General features: G+C 30.8%; 16 protein-coding genes. 4 read left to right on the top strand and 12 right to left on the bottom strand.

Annotated elements, in window-relative coordinates; translation table 11 throughout:
- The 3 genes from ABIN17_03910 to ABIN17_03900 all read left to right on the top strand — a co-directional run.
- Positions 1 to 535 (top strand): hypothetical protein (locus ABIN17_03910; GenBank protein MEO0284204.1); only part of this gene is annotated, 535 nt, incomplete at its 5' end.
- A 187-nt stretch (positions 536 to 722) separates the two neighbouring features.
- On the top strand, positions 723 to 911 hold the full coding sequence (locus ABIN17_03905; protein MEO0284203.1) for a hypothetical protein: 189 nt from the start codon (positions 723 to 725) through the stop codon (positions 909 to 911).
- A 40-nt stretch (positions 912 to 951) separates the two neighbouring features.
- Positions 952 to 1,578, top strand: coding sequence for a hypothetical protein (locus ABIN17_03900; protein MEO0284202.1), 627 nt, complete (start codon positions 952 to 954; stop codon positions 1,576 to 1,578).
- On the opposite strand, the gene ABIN17_03895 is transcribed toward ABIN17_03900, so the two are convergent.
- The 12 genes from ABIN17_03895 to rplT all read right to left on the bottom strand — a co-directional run bounded on the left by ABIN17_03895 (position 1,568) and on the right by rplT (position 17,898).
- Positions 1,568 to 3,322: a S8 family peptidase gene (locus ABIN17_03895; protein MEO0284201.1), complete on the bottom strand. Its 1,755-nt coding sequence runs from the start codon at positions 3,320 to 3,322 to the stop codon at positions 1,568 to 1,570. The two genes, ABIN17_03900 and ABIN17_03895, sit on opposite strands and share 11 nt — an antisense overlap.
- Positions 3,310 to 5,283, bottom strand: a complete 1,974-nt coding sequence (locus tag ABIN17_03890; GenBank protein ID MEO0284200.1) for a hypothetical protein — start codon at positions 5,281 to 5,283, stop codon at positions 3,310 to 3,312. Before ABIN17_03890 ends, ABIN17_03895 begins: the two co-directional genes overlap by 13 nt.
- A gap of 88 nt (positions 5,284 to 5,371) precedes the next feature.
- On the bottom strand, positions 5,372 to 6,706 hold the full coding sequence (locus ABIN17_03885) for an amidohydrolase family protein (protein MEO0284199.1): 1,335 nt from the start codon (positions 6,704 to 6,706) through the stop codon (positions 5,372 to 5,374).
- 2 nt (positions 6,707 to 6,708) lie between these two features.
- Positions 6,709 to 9,711 (bottom strand): amidohydrolase family protein, encoded by a 3,003-nt coding sequence (locus ABIN17_03880; protein ID MEO0284198.1) that lies wholly within the window; start codon positions 9,709 to 9,711, stop codon positions 6,709 to 6,711.
- 12 nt (positions 9,712 to 9,723) lie between these two features.
- Positions 9,724 to 10,896 (bottom strand): flavodoxin-dependent (E)-4-hydroxy-3-methylbut-2-enyl-diphosphate synthase, encoded by a 1,173-nt coding sequence (gene ispG / locus ABIN17_03875; GenBank protein MEO0284197.1) that lies wholly within the window; start codon positions 10,894 to 10,896, stop codon positions 9,724 to 9,726.
- A gap of 3 nt (positions 10,897 to 10,899) precedes the next feature.
- Positions 10,900 to 12,453, bottom strand: coding sequence for a ribonuclease Y (gene rny, locus ABIN17_03870; GenBank protein ID MEO0284196.1), 1,554 nt, complete (start codon positions 12,451 to 12,453; stop codon positions 10,900 to 10,902).
- The gene (locus ABIN17_03865) at positions 12,450 to 13,739 is read right to left on the bottom strand and encodes a replication-associated recombination protein A (GenBank protein MEO0284195.1); all 1,290 of its coding nucleotides are present in this window, start codon (positions 13,737 to 13,739) and stop codon (positions 12,450 to 12,452) included. Before ABIN17_03865 ends, rny begins: the two co-directional genes overlap by 4 nt.
- A gap of 17 nt (positions 13,740 to 13,756) precedes the next feature.
- Complete coding sequence (gene zapA, locus ABIN17_03860) at positions 13,757 to 14,020, bottom strand: cell division protein ZapA (GenBank protein ID MEO0284194.1); 264 nt, start codon at positions 14,018 to 14,020, stop codon at positions 13,757 to 13,759.
- A gap of 1 nt (position 14,021) precedes the next feature.
- Positions 14,022 to 14,210: a hypothetical protein gene (locus ABIN17_03855; protein ID MEO0284193.1), complete on the bottom strand. Its 189-nt coding sequence runs from the start codon at positions 14,208 to 14,210 to the stop codon at positions 14,022 to 14,024.
- 36 nt (positions 14,211 to 14,246) lie between these two features.
- Positions 14,247 to 16,571 carry a phenylalanine--tRNA ligase subunit beta gene (pheT, locus tag ABIN17_03850; GenBank protein ID MEO0284192.1) on the bottom strand — a complete coding sequence of 775 codons (2,325 nt, stop codon included), beginning with the start codon at positions 16,569 to 16,571 and terminating at the stop codon, positions 14,247 to 14,249.
- A complete protein-coding gene (gene pheS / locus ABIN17_03845; GenBank protein ID MEO0284191.1) occupies positions 16,568 to 17,551 on the bottom strand; it encodes a phenylalanine--tRNA ligase subunit alpha in 984 nt (327 codons plus the stop codon). Before pheS ends, pheT begins: the two co-directional genes overlap by 4 nt.
- Positions 17,551 to 17,898 (bottom strand): 50S ribosomal protein L20, encoded by a 348-nt coding sequence (rplT, locus tag ABIN17_03840; GenBank protein MEO0284190.1) that lies wholly within the window; start codon positions 17,896 to 17,898, stop codon positions 17,551 to 17,553. The genes pheS and rplT overlap by 1 nt, the downstream gene beginning before the upstream one ends.
- Positions 17,899 to 18,008: 110 nt before the next feature.
- On the opposite strand from rplT, the gene ABIN17_03835 reads away from it, so the two are divergent.
- Complete coding sequence (locus ABIN17_03835) at positions 18,009 to 18,911, top strand: patatin-like phospholipase family protein (GenBank protein ID MEO0284189.1); 903 nt, start codon at positions 18,009 to 18,011, stop codon at positions 18,909 to 18,911.
- The last annotated feature ends 43 nt before the right edge of the window (positions 18,912 to 18,954 follow it).

Here is an 18,954-nt window from a genome sequence, read left to right as displayed (position 1 = left end):
AATAGATGAATTTATTTATTCAAATCCTTATCTAAAAAAAATACTCATTAATATACTTTCTGACAAAGATGTCCTTTTAAAGGCAATCAAAGATAATGAAATACCTATTGAATTTTTACCTGAAATAATAGTTGATAAGAAAATTTATTCAAAATCGATTTTCAAAGAAATCAGTAAGAAGGGTAAGGAAGCGAAAAAAATAATAAAAGATATTTTGTATTATTTTCAAATTGAACCCCCTCCACTTATTATAAAATTCTTCGGAAATTTCGAAATAATTTTAGGAGAGGAAAAAATTATTCTCCAAAGAAAAAAATTAAGACAGTTTTTTAAAATCCTGGTTTTTATGAAAAACAGATGGGTAAGCAAAAGGAGAATTATTGAAATTCTTTATGGAAAATACTCTGAAAAATATGTCAAATCTATCTCAATTCTTTTTTCCTTTCTTAATAATGAACTTAATATTTTTCTTGAGAGAAATATAGAAGGTTATAGATTCTTAGAGAGAAAAAAATGTTTTTATAGATTATTTTGACCTAAAAGAAAAAAGGAATACGGGCGAAAATTTTTTTGAAAAAGGAGATTATAGAAATGCCCTTAACTATTTTGAAAAATTTATAAGTGAAACTGAAAATGAATTTTTAGAAGAAGATAAAGGAAATGAATTTTTTGATAATATCATTTTAGATCTTAAAAAGGAAAGAATAAAAGTTTTAGAAAAATTGGCTGTAATTTATGAAACTTTAAAAATTAGAGAAAAAGAAATAGAATGTTTAGAAAAAATTATAAAACTTGACCCTTACCTTGAATTTCCCTATAAAAAATTGATTCTAATATATGAGGAAATTAACGAAAAATTAAAGGCTAATTTAATTAAAGAAAAATATGAATCAATTGTAAAAAATTTGTAAATTTTAGAATTTATAATTTACTATAAAAAGGAGGTTTAAGATGAAAAACATCATACTAAGTATAACAACTGGTGGTATTACAAATTTAATCCTTTCAGGATTAATTATATCCTCTTATGGTTCCAGAAAAGAAGAAAACAAAATTTTTTGGATACAGCCTAAAATGGGCTGGGAAGTAAATTATGGAACAAACCAGATTTACGCTCTTGATAATTCTGGCGGAGTAAATCCTAATGTGGGTATTGGAACAGATAACCCACTGTCAAGATTCCACTTACTCGGTGATTTTTATAATCAGGGATTTGTGGGATTAAAAAGTTATTATGAACCCTCGGGGATAAGCTGGAATAATGTTGCAACGCTTAATTATACATCACATGGAACAGGAGAAGATGGTTCTGTTGTTTTAATATATGCTCACTTACAGACTAATGCTTCTGGTGGGGCTGTTGATGGATTTATAAGAGTTTTAAGAGATGGAACACCTATAGCAAGTGCTTGCGGAGGTGGATTTTATGATATTTGGTCTGGTCAATGGGGTTATTTCGGTGTAACGCTTGTAACTTATGATGAACCCGGTGCAGGTTCTCATACATATACATTACAAAGGGAAAATGTTTTGCCACAAAATGGTTATACTTTTTTCATTATAGAGCTTAAAAGGTAATAATTTTTTTAAATTTTGTTTTTTCCTTTATGAAATAAATTTTTCTTTTTCTTAAATTTTCATTTATTTTTCTTCCGGTTATATCATAAAAAATTATAATTTTATTTTCTTCTTTTTTGACATTTTCCTCAATATTCAATACATTAACAAAAAAACCGTATGAAATTGTTGGTGCATTTTCAGGGTCAAAAGATATATTATCTGAAAGGTCTTTTGCTTTTAAATAGTATCTTATAAAGGTAGGAGTATTAACATTAGGAATTAAAAATAAGAATTTATATAAAAAAGAATCGCAAGGAGAAACTGAATCCCATGGTTCACTATTAAATCTATAAAACAATTTTTTATTTTTTAAACCAAAAAGATCTTTAATCTCAGACCATATAGGAAAAGGACCAGGAAAATTTGTGTCTGTCCATATTGTTGTGTTTAAAATAGAAGGTCCTATTGTATCACCTCCTCCAAGGGCATAAAAAGCATCTATTCTACCAAATCCATATAAAGTATCATAACCTGGCATTCCTAAATCTTTTGAATAAATCCTCAATATTTTCCTTACATTTTTAGTGGGTATCTTATGAGAGAGCATTAGCGCAATAACACCTGTCACATGGGGAGTAGCCATTGAAGTTCCAGCCATTCCTACATAAAAAAAGGTATCAGGTTTTGGTTTTGGAAAACCTATTTCCCTCATTCCAATTGTCTGTTGAACAACAAGGTCAGGAAAACCGTTTCCATCTCTATCTATTAAATCCCCACCAGGCGCAACAACATCTATTGTATCACCATAATTGGAATAAAAAGTTAAGGAATCAGCTGAATTTGTTGCTCCAACACCTATTACTTCTCTATATGCAGCAGGGAAATAGGGTTCACGATAGGCGCTATTTCCTGCTCCTGCAACCATTATTACCCCTTTTGAATATGCGTATTGAATTGCCTCATAGAATATAGGACCTGGATCAACTGCAGATGCAATACTCATATTTATAATATCACAACCGTGCTCTACTGCATAGTAAAGTCCATCTGTTACCCAATCAGTTGAACCCCATCCATAAGAATTTATAACCTTTATTGGCATAAGGGTTATGTTGAATGCTATTCCTGCAACACCTTTTCCATTATTTGTGCTTTCAATTATTGTTGCTGAAACAAATGTTCCATGACCGTGATCATCATTAGGATGAAAATCATTATGGACAAAATCGAAACCGTTTATAAAATTTGCCCTATCAAAATCAGGTGCTTTTTTATACCAATCAGAATTAACTTCATCTCTCTCGTAATTCGGAACAGGAAAGTCTTCAAAAGCACATCCTGTATCAAGAACACCCACTTTAATTTCGCTTTTTCCTCCCTGTTCAATATCCCAGGCTTGAAAAAGTTTTATTTTTGAAAAATGCCATTGATAAGAAAGATAGGGATCATTCGGTATCCATTTTATATTATGAAGAGTTATATACCACTTAACATTTGGCTGAACATACATAACTTCACTTTCAGTTTTTAACTTATCGATCATCTTTTCTATATTTTCTTCTGTGAAAACTGTATAAAAATTCCCATACTGGCTTTTTCTTAATATCTTTAAACCATTTTTAGAAAAAAATTCATCTTCCTTCACACCCTTTTTTAATTTAATCAGAATCTGATTTTCCACATATAAAGAGGAATTTTTCTTAACCTCTTCTATTTTTATAATTCCTAAAAGTGTAAATAAAAAAAGTGTTACCTTACACATAACATTTTTCTTATTTTTTTATTTTTTTCTGAATCCAGCACAATAAAGTATATTCCCCTTTTTAATTCCTTAAAGGAAAATTCATAAACACCTCTATTTACTTTACCCTCTAAAATTTTCTTTATTAAACTTCCATCAGATTTATAGATTTTTAAAGATATAAAATCTTCTTTTGGAACAAAAAGATAAAGTTTTTTATTTTTTATATCTTCATTAAATACAAGTTCACCTCTATTAACTAAATTTTCATCCACATTAACATAGTTTGCAATAAATTGATAATACTGATTTGGATTAGAAGGATCTCTTCCTACATTCTGATTATTATCTTTTGCTTTTAAATAATATCTTATTATAGATGTTTGAGTAATAGGTGGAATATGAAAATGAAAAGTATCACCCTTAACAGAATCATAGGGAAGTGAATCCCATGGATTCGTAAAAATTTTAAAGTATATTCTTGCCCATTGTATACCAGCAGGATCTTTTATAATTGATCTTACAGGGAAAGGACCATTAAAAGTAGTATCATTCCATACTGTTGTGCCTGTAAAAGAAGGGGGCATATTATCAATAACATTAAACATATAAACTGAATTAGGAGCATTCTGTGGATCATATCCAACATTTCCATTATAAGAATAATCTTGAGCCATTAAATAATATTCTATCACTGTTGGAGGAATAACCTGAGGTATTTTAAAATAATAAGTGTTCTCTTTTACTGAGTCAGGAAATTTAGCATTATAAGGACCACTTCCTCCAATTCTATAATATAATAAAGCAAAATCTATACATCCTCCAGAATCTATAATTGTAGATTTTACTGGATAGGGACCTGCATAGGATGTATCATGCCATACTGTTGTGTTGTAAAATTTAGGTGGAAAATTATCCTGCTGGGGGTCAATAAAAAAGAAAGAATAAGTATTTAAAGGAGCTCCCTGTGGATCTGTTCCCCTATTATGATTAGTTGAATTGTCATATGCTACAATATAGTAATTACAAGTCACTGGTGGATTGACCTGTGGTATCGTAAAATAATAAATATTGTTTTTAACACTATCATGATAAACTCTAAACCACCCTGTATTAGAAAATTTATAATAAAGTGAATCAGTATAAATTCCTGAAGGATCTGTAATTTTACTTTTTACTATGAAAGGACCATAACAGGAAGAAGAAAAAAGTTCTGTCTGGGAAAAAATGGGTGGATTTACTTCATTTAATGTTGCACTTTTAAGTCTTATATATTTCTCAGCTGTTGTAAAATAAGGATTCATTTCAGGCGATTGACTCATAATGGTAGCCGCTGAACCAAGGTTCGGAACAACCCATTCATAGATATACCTATACTCATTTATTATTCCGTAATCATCATAGGCATGGTATCTCTGTCTTATTACAAGACATGGATAAGGACCTCCCAAGGGATCAGGTAAATAAAGGGTTCCTTCCTTAACTACTGTGTCCTTATACTCTTCATGAACAACATCCCCATAAAATTCCCAATCAAATTGAGTTATCCAGTTAGAACCAAGTTGCATTGGAAATTTATAAGGTATCCAGTATGGAGAATAATTTATCTGACCATAAGATTGATTGTAAAACCCATAAACATACATACCATTTGAATTTTCTGATTCATACATATAAGTTAAAGGCTGACCTGTTATCTGTTGTTTTTCAGCAAATTGAGAACCCGGAGGTGGATTTCCTGGAACATTTGTTAAATCAAGTAAAGTACTTGTCCAAACTTGAGCAGTTGGACCTGTTTCAAAGTGCCATACATTAGTCTGATTAATTAGAGAATCCATCTTAACAGATACTGGTGAAGAATTAGCATACCATTGCCACTGATTTCCTATCTGATTCAATCCATATGGCCAGTTTGACTCATTTATTATTGTCTGAGATTTTAGAGACCAGATACATACAATTATAGTTATTAATTTTTTCATTTTTTACCTCCTTTTTTATAATTATAATCTATCAAATTTACAAATTTTTTACAAAAAATTTATTAAGATTTAATAAAACCTTTAAAGACTAAGGAGTATCTGAAATAAAACCTGAAATTTTATATTTCTTTAAATACTTCTTAAAAAGCAAAGTATGCTTACTTTCAAGATCTACCTTTTTACCCTGAATAAATGCCATTAAAACATTTGTCTTTATATCAAGAGGATTACCATCTGTAACTATTAAAGTTGCATCCTTACCTTTTTCAATTGAACCAACCCTATCTGATATACCAAGAATTTCAGCAGCATAAATTGTTATTGACTTTATACCCTCTTCTAAAGGTAAACCAAAAGCACAGGCAGTGCTCACCTTATAGGGAAGATTTCTCGCATTACTTGCAGAAAAAGCACTCCCTGAACCAGCTATACAGAACTTAACACCTTCTTTATAAAGTTTATAAGGCAAGGTAAAAGGTTCATCATAAGGCTCATCCTCCCTCACTGGATTCGTATGTATCCCTGTTATTATTACAGGAATATTCTTACTCTTCAATTCATAAGCTAACCTCCACGAATCATAACCCCCAACTAAAATTAATTTCAAATTTTTAAAATTACCGAAGAAATCCAGAGCATCCCTTACCTCGTAATACTCATCAGCATGAATAAAAAGGGGAATCTCACCCTTTAAAAGAGGAACCATTGCCTCAAACCTCTCATCTGTATCATAAACTTCACTTAATTTTTTATCAGAATACTTAGCCTTTAAATAAGAATAGGCATCCTCAAAAAATTCCTTGATCTTTTTAACCTTTTCTTCATATTCCTTTAAAAGTTCTTCCTCTGATTTTGGTCTCATATAAAACCTGTATGAGAACTCCTTTTTTGAAGGCCATTTGAGATGAATTCCTGATATACTTTTTAAAACCATATCCTCATTTGTCCAACCATCAAGCATTATAACTGATGAACTACCAGTTATTATACCCCCCTGAGGAACAACATTACTTATTAAAATTCCATTTGCCCTTGTTACAGGTAAAAGTTCACTGTCAGGATTTATTGCAACTTCTGCCCTTACATTTGGATTAAAATCAAGAACCTCAGCATAGTCAAGGGTTGCCTCAATAGAAGAAATCTCGATAAGCCCTATAATTGAATTTGCATCTATAAAACCTGGATAAACATGATTACCTTTTAAATCAATAATAACTGAATTTTCTGGAATTTTTATTTCTTTACCGAGATCAATAATTTTACCATCCCTAATTAAAATCTGACCATTTTCAATATCTCCATTTGTAACTGTATGAATAAATCCATTAACAAGTGCAAGATATCCTTTTTGAGGTTCACCAGGAATTTGAATATTTGAATAAAGTAAAGAAACTAAAAGAGAAATAATAAATTTTTTTTTCATTTTTATCCTCCCATTTTAAATTTTTCAAAAGAAGGCTTGGATTTTGTTTTATATTTATTATTGAGATAGTAATTAACAAGTTCCCTCTTTAATTTTTCATCCCTTTCCCTTAATTTTAAATCCATTTCTCTATCAAAAAATTTTCTACCCTCAATATAAACTTCAAGAACCTTACTGAAAGGTGAAAGTGGATCATTATCCCATATAACAAAATCTGCTTCTTTTCCTTCTTCAAGAGAACCAACATATTTATCTACTCCTAACTGTTTAGCCGGATTAATTGTAATAAGTTTTATAGCTTCCTCTTTTTTTAAACCCCCATATTTAACTATTTTTGCTGCTTCAGCATTTAACCTCTTCGCCACTTCTGAGAAATCAGAATGAAGGGAGGTCAAAACACCTGTTTTATACATAAGATAAGCACCATAAGGAATAGCATCGTAAACTTCAAATTTATATGCCCACCAGTCTGAAAAGGTTGTAGCAGAAAAACCAGCTTCCTTAATTTTCTCTGCCACCTTGTAAGCCTCAAGAGCATGCTGAAAACTAACATTTTTTATCCCAAATTCTTTTGCAAGATTTATAAACATTAAAATTTCATCCTGCCTATAAGAATGAACCCAGGCAAATCTTTTATTCTTTAAAACTTCAAGTATCGATTCCTTTTCAAGATCTCTCCTTATAATTTCTTTCTTATTCTTTAATTTTTTCTCATAATCAAGGGCAGCTAAAAAATTATCCCTTATTATTTCCCTTACTCCCATTCTTGTTTTCGGATATCTCTTGCTCTGATTACTCCATGATTGTTTTGGATTTTCTCCAAGAGCAAATTTGAGTATAGGGGGCGCATTTTTATATAAAAGTTCCTCAGGATTTTTAGAGCCCCACTTTAATTTAATAACAGCACACTGACCGCCTATTGGATTTGCTGAACCATGAAGAATTGCTGTCATTGTAACCCCTCCTGATAAAACCCTATAAATCTCAATATCATAAGGATTCAAAACATCTTCAATTCTCACCTCAGAGGTAATTGCATCACCTGACTCATTTACATCGCCTGTTACTGCTATGTGAGAATGTGGGTCAATAATTCCAGGTGTTACATGTTTTCCCTTTCCATCTATGATAATAGCATTTTTTGGAGGCTCAATATCTTTTGAAATCTTTTTAATTTTTCCATTTTCAACTAACATATCATAACCTTCAAGAATACCCATCTCACTTGCAGTCCATAAGGTAGCATCCTTTACAAGTATATATTGAGGGGTTTCAGGTAGTTTTTCATAACCATAAGCAGTCATAGGAAAGAAAAACTTAACATCCTCAAATTTTGGAAGAGTTTCTTTTTTCTCTTCTTTTTTTATCTTTTCCTTAAAATTCATCTGGAAATCAAAAATTCTTCCTTCAGGTAAAATTCCTTTTCCAATAATTTTTCCATTTTCAATTTTCCCGCTTAAATTTAAAAGTCCTTCAAAGCCAATCTCTTTGCCATTAAGAACAAGGTTAATGTGGGCAAAATCCAGTTTAATCTTATCAATATTTATTTTTTTATCACCATAAATAAATGTCCCGGAGTATTTATCCTCTCTTCCTTTCAATTCAATTTCTCCCTTTATTTCATTTTTTTCTATATTCAAAACAATTTCCCATTTACCTTCTAACTCAGGTAATTCTTCTCTAATTATAATTCTTTTTCCATCAACAAAAACTTCATAAATTTTTCCCTCTTTAAAAATATCTTCATCAGTTATTAAAAGATGGGCAAGTTTACCCTTTTCAATTGAACCCATTTTATCATATATTCCAAGCAGTTTCGCTGGTATTTCAGTTAATGCTTTTAAAGCATATTCTTCAGGAAAACCCCTTTCTATTATCTTTTTTAAATTATCCCAGAATTCAGAGGGGCTTTTTAAACCATAGGTTGTTAAAGCAAATTCAATTTTATTTTTATAAAGTAAAAAAGGGTTATAGGGTGAATATTTATAATGTAAAAGTTTACTTAAAGGAACATTTAAAGCCTCCTCAGGTGTTTCAAATTTTAAATCCTCTTCAAAATTTAAAGGTATTATTATAGGATTTTTAAACTCCTTTAAAAGTTCAATTTGCCTGTATTCATAACCTGAACCAAGGACAGCATAATCAAGATTAAATTCACTTGCTATTTTTTTTGCCCTGTAAAGATAAAGGTCATCCTTGGTTTCAAAAATTACTTTCTTTTTACCATAAAGGAAATCTTCAAGGTCTTTTAAATTCTTTATAAACTCCGGCTTTTTCTTACTTTTATTTTTCTCGTAATTCTCCCATACCTTTTTATGCCATATAACATCATAAAAAACCTGTCTTATTAAAGCAATAGCACCCATCAGAGAATTCGGATAATCTTCATCTTCTCTTACTTCAAAACTTATATGTTCGAAAACATCTTTCTTTAAAAGGGTTAAACTAGGTTTTTCATTTAAAAGGGAAAATAGACTGCTTTTACCTTTAAAAATACCCTTTTCAGGAACAATAAGTGCTGCTGTAAAACCATTTGAAAGATAATCCTTTATAATCTTTTCATCAGGAAAATATATATCTGCTATATCTACCTGTGGATTTACATTATCATTCCAGTAATAAACACCCTTTTTAATTTGCTTTTTTTCCTTTGAACCTGAGAAAAATGAGTAAGTAGAACCTGAAGTAGTTTCAATTTTCTTTTCACCCTTATAAATAAAATAGGGTTCTATAAATCCTGGATAAACCCATTTTCCTTTAAGGTCAATAACATAGGCATCAGGTGGTATCTCAATATCCTTCCCTACACTTTCAATAATCCCCTTCCTTATCACAATTTTACCATTTTCAATTACTAAACCTGACTTTACTATTATTTTAGCATTTATAAGTGCATATACCATAGGTGGATTTTCTCTTATACCAAAAGTTGGGCCTATTTGAGAAAAAAGAAAATTAAAAGTGATTAAAAAAAATAAAAGTTTTTTATATAAACTTTTAAACATATCACCTCCTTTTTAGTTATTTTTTATAAAGTTTTCAATTTCACTTATAAGTTCCTCTTCTGCTTTTTCAATTTCAATACTTTTTTTAAACTTTCCTTTAACATAAATTGCAGCTTTTTTTTCACCGATACCTGGAAGAGAAAGACCAATATCAGCAAATTTTGATTCACCTGGACCATTTACAACACAACCCATTACGGCAACTTTTAAATTTTTATACCTATCATCTACCTTTGATTTTTCCTCGAGATAGAGACTTACTTTTTCAGCAATTTCTCTAAAATAAGAGGACTTTGTTCTTCCACAACCTGGACAGGAAGTAATTTCTGCCTTAAATCTTCTTAAACCAAGAGATTGTAAAATCTCCTTTGCCACTTCTACTTCTTTTGTTCTCTTCTCATTTAATTTAGGTGTTAAAGAAACCCTTATTGTATCACCTATACCCTTTAAAAGCAGGCTACCTATACCTATGGAGGAAGAAATAATACCTTTTAATCCCGAACCAGCTTCTGTTAATCCGAGATGAAGAGCAAATTTTACCTTTTTTGCAAGCTCCTCATAAACATAAATAAGTTCGTTAACCTCAGAAACCTTGCAGGATAAAACAATTTTATTTTCCTTCAAACCAATTTCTAAAGCTTTTTCAGCTGATAAAACTACCGATTCTACTGCAGTATCAAGTAAAACTCTTTTAAAATCATAGGGTTTTTTTCTTTTTGAATTTAATTCCATATTTTTTGTAAGAAGGAATTTATCAATTGAACCCCAGTTTACACCAATTCTCACAGGTTTATCATTATCAATTGCTATTTTTATCATCTCCACAAAGTTTTCCTCTTTTCCTGTTGTTCCTGGATTTATTCTGTATTTATCAAGCATCTCACTAACTTTTTTATATTTTCTTAGGAGTATATGACCATTAAAATGAAAATCACCAATGATCGGATTACTATACCCCTTATCCCTCAATATACTTATTATCTCAGGTATAGACTTAGCAGCTTCCTCTGTATTTACAGTTATTCTTACCATTTCACTGCCAGCCTCAATAAGTTCAATCACCTCTTTAACTGTGCTTTCTATATCAGAGGTTTGTGTATCTGTCATAGATTGTATAACAGGAAGTCTTCCCCCACCTATTATTATATTCCCGATTTTAACCTCTATTGATTTTCTCTTTTTCAAATATTACCTCGCAAAACTTACAGCTCTTACCTCCCTTATAACAGTTACTTTAATCTGACCAGGAAACTTCACTTCTTCCTCTATTTTCTTTGCAATGGTTCTTGAAAGTTCAAAAGCCTCTGCATCAGAAACTCTTTCAGCCTGAACAATAATTCTCAATTCTCTACCAGCCTGGAGTGCATAAGCTTTTTCAACTCCATCAAAAGAAGTGGCAATTTCCTCAAGCTTTTCTATTCTTTTTATATATGCCTCAACAGTTTCCCTTCTTGCTCCTGGTCTTGAACCTGAAATAGCATCAGCTGCTGCTATAAGAGGACCATAAGGGGATTCAGGTTCAACATCCTCATGATGGGAAGCTATTGCATTTGCTACAAGATCACTTTCACCATATCTCTTTGCTATCTGTGCACCTATAAGAGCATGAGGACCCTCGTATGAAGGATCAGCAACTTTTCCAATATCATGTAAAAGAGCAGCTCTTTTTGCAATCTCTACATCTAAATCAAGCTCACCTGCTATCATACCTGCAAGTTGTGCAACTTCTTTTGAATGAAGTAGAAGATTCTGACCAAAGGAGGACCTAAATTTCAACTTTCCAACATACCTCAATAGTTCTGGATGCATCCCTCTTAAACCAAGTTCAAGAATAGTTTCCTCACCTATTATTCTAATATATTCATGAAATTCTTCCTCAGTTCTTTTAACAACTTCTTCAATTCTTGCAGGGTGAATTCTTCCGTCTGCAATAAGCCTTTCCATTGAGATTCTCGCAATTTCCCTTCTTTCAGGGTCAAAGGAAGATAAAATAACAGCACCCGGTGTATCATCAACAATCACTTCCACACCTGTCAGAGATTCAAAGGTTCTAATATTTCTACCTTCCCTTCCTATAATTCTACCTTTTATTTCATCAGAGGCAAGGGGTATAACTGTAACAGAAGATTCTGAGGAGACCTGTGAAGCAAGTCTCTGCATAGCTGTAATTATAATTTTTGTTGCCTCCCTTTGAGCATTCTGTTTTGCCTCCTCTCTTATCCTGTGGATAAGCTGAGCACCTTCAAGTCTTGCTTCTGCTTCAATGATTTTAAGAAGTTCTCTTTTTGCCTGCTCACGGGTCATTCCAGAGATTTCTTCCAGTTTCTTCATTTCCTCAGTTAATGTCTGTTCTAACCTTTCCATCTTTGATCTTAAAATTCTTTCCTTTTCAGAAATTTCCTTTTCTTTTACCTTAAGTTCCTCTTCCTTTCTTAAAATAAGTTCTGCTTTTCTTTCTATTTGGTACTCCTTATCCTGAAGCTCCTTTTTGAATTTTTCTAATTCCCTTCTTGCCTTTGCATACTGTAAATCAACCTTTTCCCTCTCCTTCCTTGCAATCTCTTCAGCCTCAGATTTTGCTTTTGCTATAATTTCTTCTCTCATTCTTTTTGCTTCCTCTATAATAGATTTAGAGTCTTCTTTCTTCTTCTTTAAAGAATTCTCTATAATATATTTTGAAACAATATAACCCGTTATAATTCCTGAAAGCAGAGAAAAAATAGAGATAATTAAGAGTATCATTTTTCACCTCCTTCTTTATATTTATATCTTTTATATCTTATTTCCTTGAGTTTTAAAAGTAAGTCTTTTTCCTTACCGATTCCCTTTAAAAAAACAATAGGGAAAAATTCTTTCATATATTTTTGATAAATAGCTTCAGGGTCTGAGTGGGGGTATAGATAACCTATCCCCCTTCCAAGTTTTTTTGCTGAAGGATAGTGGGAGTCCCTTAAATGTAAAGGGACCTCACTTATTTTTTTCTCACTTACATATTTTTTTGCATTTGACATAGAAATTAATACACTATTTGATTTTGACGCAAGGGAAAGGTAAATTGTTCCCATACTTAAAAAAAACTCGCCCTCAGGCAATCCAACCATTTCAAAAGCATTTGCAAGTAAAGTTATTAAAACTATTGCATAAGGATCAGATAACCCCACATCCTCACAGGCAAAAATAAGCATTCTCCTAAAAATAAATCTTGGATCCTCACCTGCTTCAAGCATTCTAAAAAGGTAATAAAGAGCTGCATCTGCATCAGAACCTCTCATTGATTTAATATAGGCTGAAATAAAATCATAATGTTCGTCTTGCTTTTTATCATACCTGAAATAAAAATTGAAATTTTCAAGGTCTTCCATTTTAATTTCACCCTTACCATTCTTTGTCTCAATGAGTATTTCAAGTAAATTAAGGGCTCTCCTTGCATCACCTTCGGAAAAAGATGCTAATCTTAAAAGAAGTTCTTCCTTTACCTCAATCTCAGGATATTCCTTTAAAGCTCTTTTTAAAATCTTAACTAAATCTTCTTCAGAAAGGGGTTTAAATTCAAAAACATAAGTCCTTGAAATAAGAGCCTTATCAAGAACAAAAAAAGGATTTAAAACAAGAGCACCGATAAAAATAATTTTCCCTTCTTCTACTGATGAAAGGAGAATTTCCTGTTGCAAGCGATTAAACCTGTGAATTTCATCTATAAATAAAAGAGGTGCCTTACCATTTGTTTTTAAATACCTCTCTGCTTCCTCTAATACTTTTTTTACCTCCTTAACACCACAAGTTGAAGCATTTAAGTGATAAAAAGGAACATCTATATATCTTGCAATTAATTTTGCAAGACTTGTTTTTCCTACTCCTGGCGGACCGTAAAATATGGAAGAAAATAACTTACCCTTTTCAAGTAATTTTCTTAAAGGGGCATTTTCCCCAATTATATGCTCTTGTCCTACAAACTCCTCTAAGGTTTTTGGTGAAACCCGCCAGGCTAAAGGAACAAAATCCTTTTTTTCTTTTTCCATAAAAAGCATTTTTCATCTCCTTCATTTTATATATTCTCTATCCTCCTGATTAAACTATAAACTTTTTTTTGGGCTAAATCAAATTTTTTTTCGCAAAAATATACTTTTTCAGCAAGGGAAAGAAGAGCTAAGATACTTATAACTTCAAAATCAGGTGTCACAGTGCTTTTTTCACTTTCAAGTAGGATATCGTTGACTATATTCACAACATTTTTTAAATCCTCATCAGATAAATCAGTTCTTACTTCATATTTTTTTCCTCTTATCACAACTTCCCTTATTCTTTCCAATCTAACCCTCTACCTCTTTTATCTTATTAACGAGACTCTCAATCCTTGCAAGAACATTATTCAATTTTTCCTTTAATTCAGCATTTTCCCTTTCAAGATGCTGAACTTTCTCCTTATAATCTTTAAATTCTTTAAGTTTTAAAATAAGTTCCTCAATTTTGTTTTCAAGCATAATCAAAATTTCATCCATCCAGTTCCTCCTTAAACCTAACCGGGGAATAGAACCCTATCCCCTTAACCTATATCCTGTTTTTTCTTCTATATATTTTACTATTTTTTCTACCTCTTTGTCCACATCCCTTTCAGAAAGAGTTTTATCCATACTTCTAAAAAATACTCTGAATGTAAAATTTTTCTCTCCTTCTTTTAAGGGTTTCCCTTTATAAACATCAAAAAGAACAAACTTTTCAATTAAAGTTTCTCTTTTTAACTCCTTTAAAGCCTTAATTAATTCCTGAGCTCTTATTTCCTCTGAACCAACAAAAGAAAGATCCCTTGAAAGAGAAGGATATAAGAAAAGTGGTTTAAAAACTAAAGTATCTTTTAATTTTATTTTATCAAGGGAAATTTCAGAATAAACACTCTGAACTTTTAAATCATAATATTTTAAAATTTCCTCTTTTACCTCTCCTATAAAACCTATTTCTTTATCATCTATTATAATTTTTGCCCCATACTCAAAAAAGGAAAAATTCTCCTCAACAAAATATAAACTGTCCTCAAAATTCTCAAAAAAACTTTCTAAAATTCCCTTTAATTCAAAATAGGGTTCAACTTCTTTACTTTTTAACCAATTTTCCTCCTTAACATCTGCTAAAAGTAAACCAAGTTTCTTTTCTTCACTATAATCTTCATAAAAAACCTTACCTATTTCAAATAGTTTTTGAATTTTCTCATTTTTTCTTAAATTGTTTTTTAAGGAAAAAAGAAGAGAAGGCAAAAGTGATGATCTTAAAACAGAAAATCTTTCAGAAAGGGGATTCTTTATTTTTAAATATTTTTCAGAAAATAAATTTGCCTCCTTTTCTTCAATTAAAGAAATATTGACACATTCAAGAAATCCCTCACCCTTAAAATGCTCCCTTATCCTATCCTCTGTAACATCTCTTTTTCCTATAAAAGAAGAAACTTCTTCTGCCTCTGATTTAAAATTCTCATAACCATAAATTCTTGCAACCTCTTCTATCAAATCTTCTTCAATTTCAATATCCCTTCTGAAACTTGGTATCTCTGCCTCTAAAATACCATTATTTAAATTAGATTTTATATAGAGCCTTTCAAGAATTTCTTTTGATTTTTCAAGAGAAAACTCGTTCCCAAGAATTCTTTTCAATTTTTCTTCTTTTAAAAAAACTTTTTTCTTTTTATATTCATTTTTTATAACATCAATAGGTTTAAAGGGAATACCACCTGATGTTTCAAGAATTAAATCTCTTAATCTGCAAGCTGCGTAATAAACCATTTCAAAATCAGCACCCCTTTCAAACCTGTAAGAGGATTCTGTCTGAATGTTAAGTTTTTTACCTGTTTTTCTTATATTTATCTTTTCAAAAAAGGCACTCTCACATAAAATATCTCTTGTATCTTCCCTTACTCCTGATTCTTCACCACCTATTACACCTGCAATTGCAAGGGGCTTTTCTCTATCAGCAATAACCATAACCTCATCATCCAGTTCCCTCAATTTTGAATCAAGACATAAAATTTTCTCTCCCTTTTTAGCATTTCTTACTATAATTTTTTCTCTAATCTTATTTAAATCAAAGGCATGTAAGGGATGACCTGTTTCAAGCATCACATAGTTTGTAGCATCAACAACTGAATTTATTGCTCTTATTCCACATAAATTTAACCTGTATTTAATTTTTGAAGAACTTTCCTTTACTTTTATATCCTTAATAATTAAACCCACATATCTATCACATGGAGCATTTTCTTCAATTTCAATTTTAAAATCTATTTCCTCTTCTTTAATCTTCTTAATTTCAGGTATTTTTAATTCAAGATTCAAATACGCAGAAATATCCCTTGCAATTCCAATTACAGAAAGTAAATCAGGTCTATTAGGGTAAATTTCAAGCTCATAAATGTAATCATTTAATCCAAGAATCTCTAAAGGGTCATCTTCTAAACTTATCTTTTCATCAAGAAAAATAACTGTTTCACTTTTATCAGCAAGGGATAGTTCCTCCTCTGAAACAATTGTGCCAAGAGATTCTTCTCCTCTTATAACTTTTTCTTCAACAATGTAATCTTTCAGGATAGTTCCTTTTGGAGCAAAGATAACTTTTTTACCTTTTTCAAGGAAAGGAGCTCCTGAAATAGTCTTAAAGTTTCCCTTTTTTGTTCTTAGATTTAAAACAAAAAGATTATCTTTCTTTTTATGCCTTTCAATATCTTCAATTACTGCTACCATTAAATTTTCTTTTCCTTTTCTAAAATCAGTGAATTCTTCAACAGGCATTCCGAGTTTTCCAAAAATTTCTAAAAGCTCCTTTGGGGAAATATTTAAATCAACATATTCTTTTAACCAGTTATATGTTACCTTCATATTGAAAATTGTTTTAGAAAACTTCTTTCATTTTCATAAAAAAGTCTTATATCAGGTATTTTGTATTTAACCATAACAAGTCTTTCAACTCCCATTCCAAAAGCATATCCATTCCACTCTTCAGGATTAATGTTACAATTTTTTAAAACATTGGGGTGAACCATTCCGCAGCCTGCAATTTCAAGAAATCTTTTTCCTTCACCTGTATCCCATAATATAGAAACTTCAGCAGAAGGTTCTGTAAAAGGAAAGTAAGATGGTTCAAATTTTATTTCAAGATCCTTCTTTTCAAAATATTCTTTCAGAAATAGCTCAACTGTTCCTTTTAAATTTGAAAAACTTACATTTTTATTAATGTAAAGCCCTTCCACCTGATGGAATACAGGAGAATGGGAAGCATCAAAGTTATCACGTCTATAGACCCTACCTGGGGCTATTATTCTAATTGGTGGTTTTTTTCTTAACATTACCCTTATTTGAATTGGTGAAGTGTGGGTTCTTAGTAAAAATCCTTTTCTTTCAAGAAAAAGGGTTGCCTGCATATCCCTTGCAGGATGCCATTCCGGAATGTTTAATGCTTCAAAATTATTAAATTCAGACTCAATCTCAGGACCGGTTTCTACTTCAAAGGAAAGTCCAACAAAAATTTCCTCTATTCTTTTAATCTCCTCTTTTAAAATATGTAAAAAACCTCTCTTTTTTAATAAACCAGGTAAAGTCGGGTCTATATCTTTTTTCCTTTTAATCTCAAATTCTTTTTTTCTTAACTCTATTTCCCTTTCAAGAAACTCTTTTACTTCATTTAATAATTTTCCCAATTCTTTTCTTTTTTCAGGCTCAATATCTTTTAGTTTGTCAAAGGATTCTTTTAGAATTCCCTTTCTGCCAAGATATTTAATTCTTATTTCTTCTAAATCCTCTTTATTTTTTACCTTTTCTAAATTTCTTTTAACTTCTTCTTTGAGTTTCTCAATTTCCATTAACTTGCCATAGCTTTTTCAACAATTTCTTTAAAACTTTCTGGTTCATTAACTGCAAGATAGGCTAACATCTTTCTATTTAATAATATACCCTTTTCTTTTAAATTGTGAACAAATTCATTGTATTTAACACCAAGATTTCTACAGGCTGCATTTATCCTTGCTATCCAAAGTCTCCTAAATTCTCTCTTTTTCTCCTTTCTGTGTCTGTAAGCATATCTTAGGGATTTCAAAACTGCCTCATTAGCCTTTCTAAAGGTTTTACTTTTTTGTCCGTAATAACCTTTTGCCATTTCCCTTATTTTTTTATGTCTTCTCCTTGTTTTTGGTCCACTTTTAACTCGCATTTTTTACCTCCTTTTGACCAAATATTTTCAAAATTAAAGTTTCAGAGTTTTATTATATCTTATTTTTTTATTTATTTCAAATTTTTTTAAACTTATAATAATAAACAAAAATGAGAAAAATTTTTTCAAAAAGACCTTTTTTTTCCTTTTCTCTCTCTGGAGGTGGTGCAAGGGGTTTAGTTCATATTGGTTTTTTAAAAGCAATGGAGGAAGAGGGTATAAAACCAGAATGTATTGGGGGAACAAGTATTGGAGGAATTATAGGAATTCTTTACTCCTATAAACTTTCCTGGAAATTTGTTTATGATAAAATAAAAGAAAGCATTGAAAGGGGAATTCTAAAAAAACTTGGTTTTGATGTTTTTACAAGAGAGGAAAAAAATATTTTTAAGAGAATACACGATGCCATAGTGGAAAGAATAAATCTTGCTAAAGCTTTTTTGTCAGAATCAGTTATTCCTTTAAAAGAAACCTATGAAGCAGCAGAAGAAATTTTTGGGGATTTAAGGTTTGAAGATTTAAAACTAAAAACTTTTGTTACTGCCTTTGATCTTGTTAAAGGAGAATATGTTTATATAAATGAAGGATTAGTAAAAGATGCGGTAATTGCAACTTCAGCAATACCTGGATTTTTACCTCCCCTTAAAAAGGAAGGAAGAATTTTAGTTGATGGTGGTGTAATCTCAAATTCACCGGTATATTTTTTGAAAAAATTATATAATCCAAGATTTATAATAACTTCAAGAGTTAAAAATGAAATTGAAACCAGAAAAGATTTTAGAGGTGGTTATGAATTCTATCAGAGAATTTTACAGTTTCACAGGGTTTATTTTGAAGAAAGAGAAATTAAAGAATCCGATTTTCTTATTACCTTTGATACACAGAATTTATCCTGGGCTGATTTTGATAAAATAGATGAATTTGTTGAAAAGGGTTATTTAATAACAAAAGCCAATATAAATAAAATAAAAAGAAAAATTTTAAAAAAGAAAATTTTATTCTGGACCTCTTAAATCAATATAATTAAATTTTTAAAGGTTCTATTCCTTTCTAAAA

The organism is candidate division WOR-3 bacterium (assembly GCA_039803925.1).
Lineage (GTDB): Bacteria > Hydrothermota > Hydrothermia > Hydrothermales > JAJRUZ01 > JBCNVI01.
This window is presented reverse-complemented; position numbering and strand designations above follow the sequence as displayed.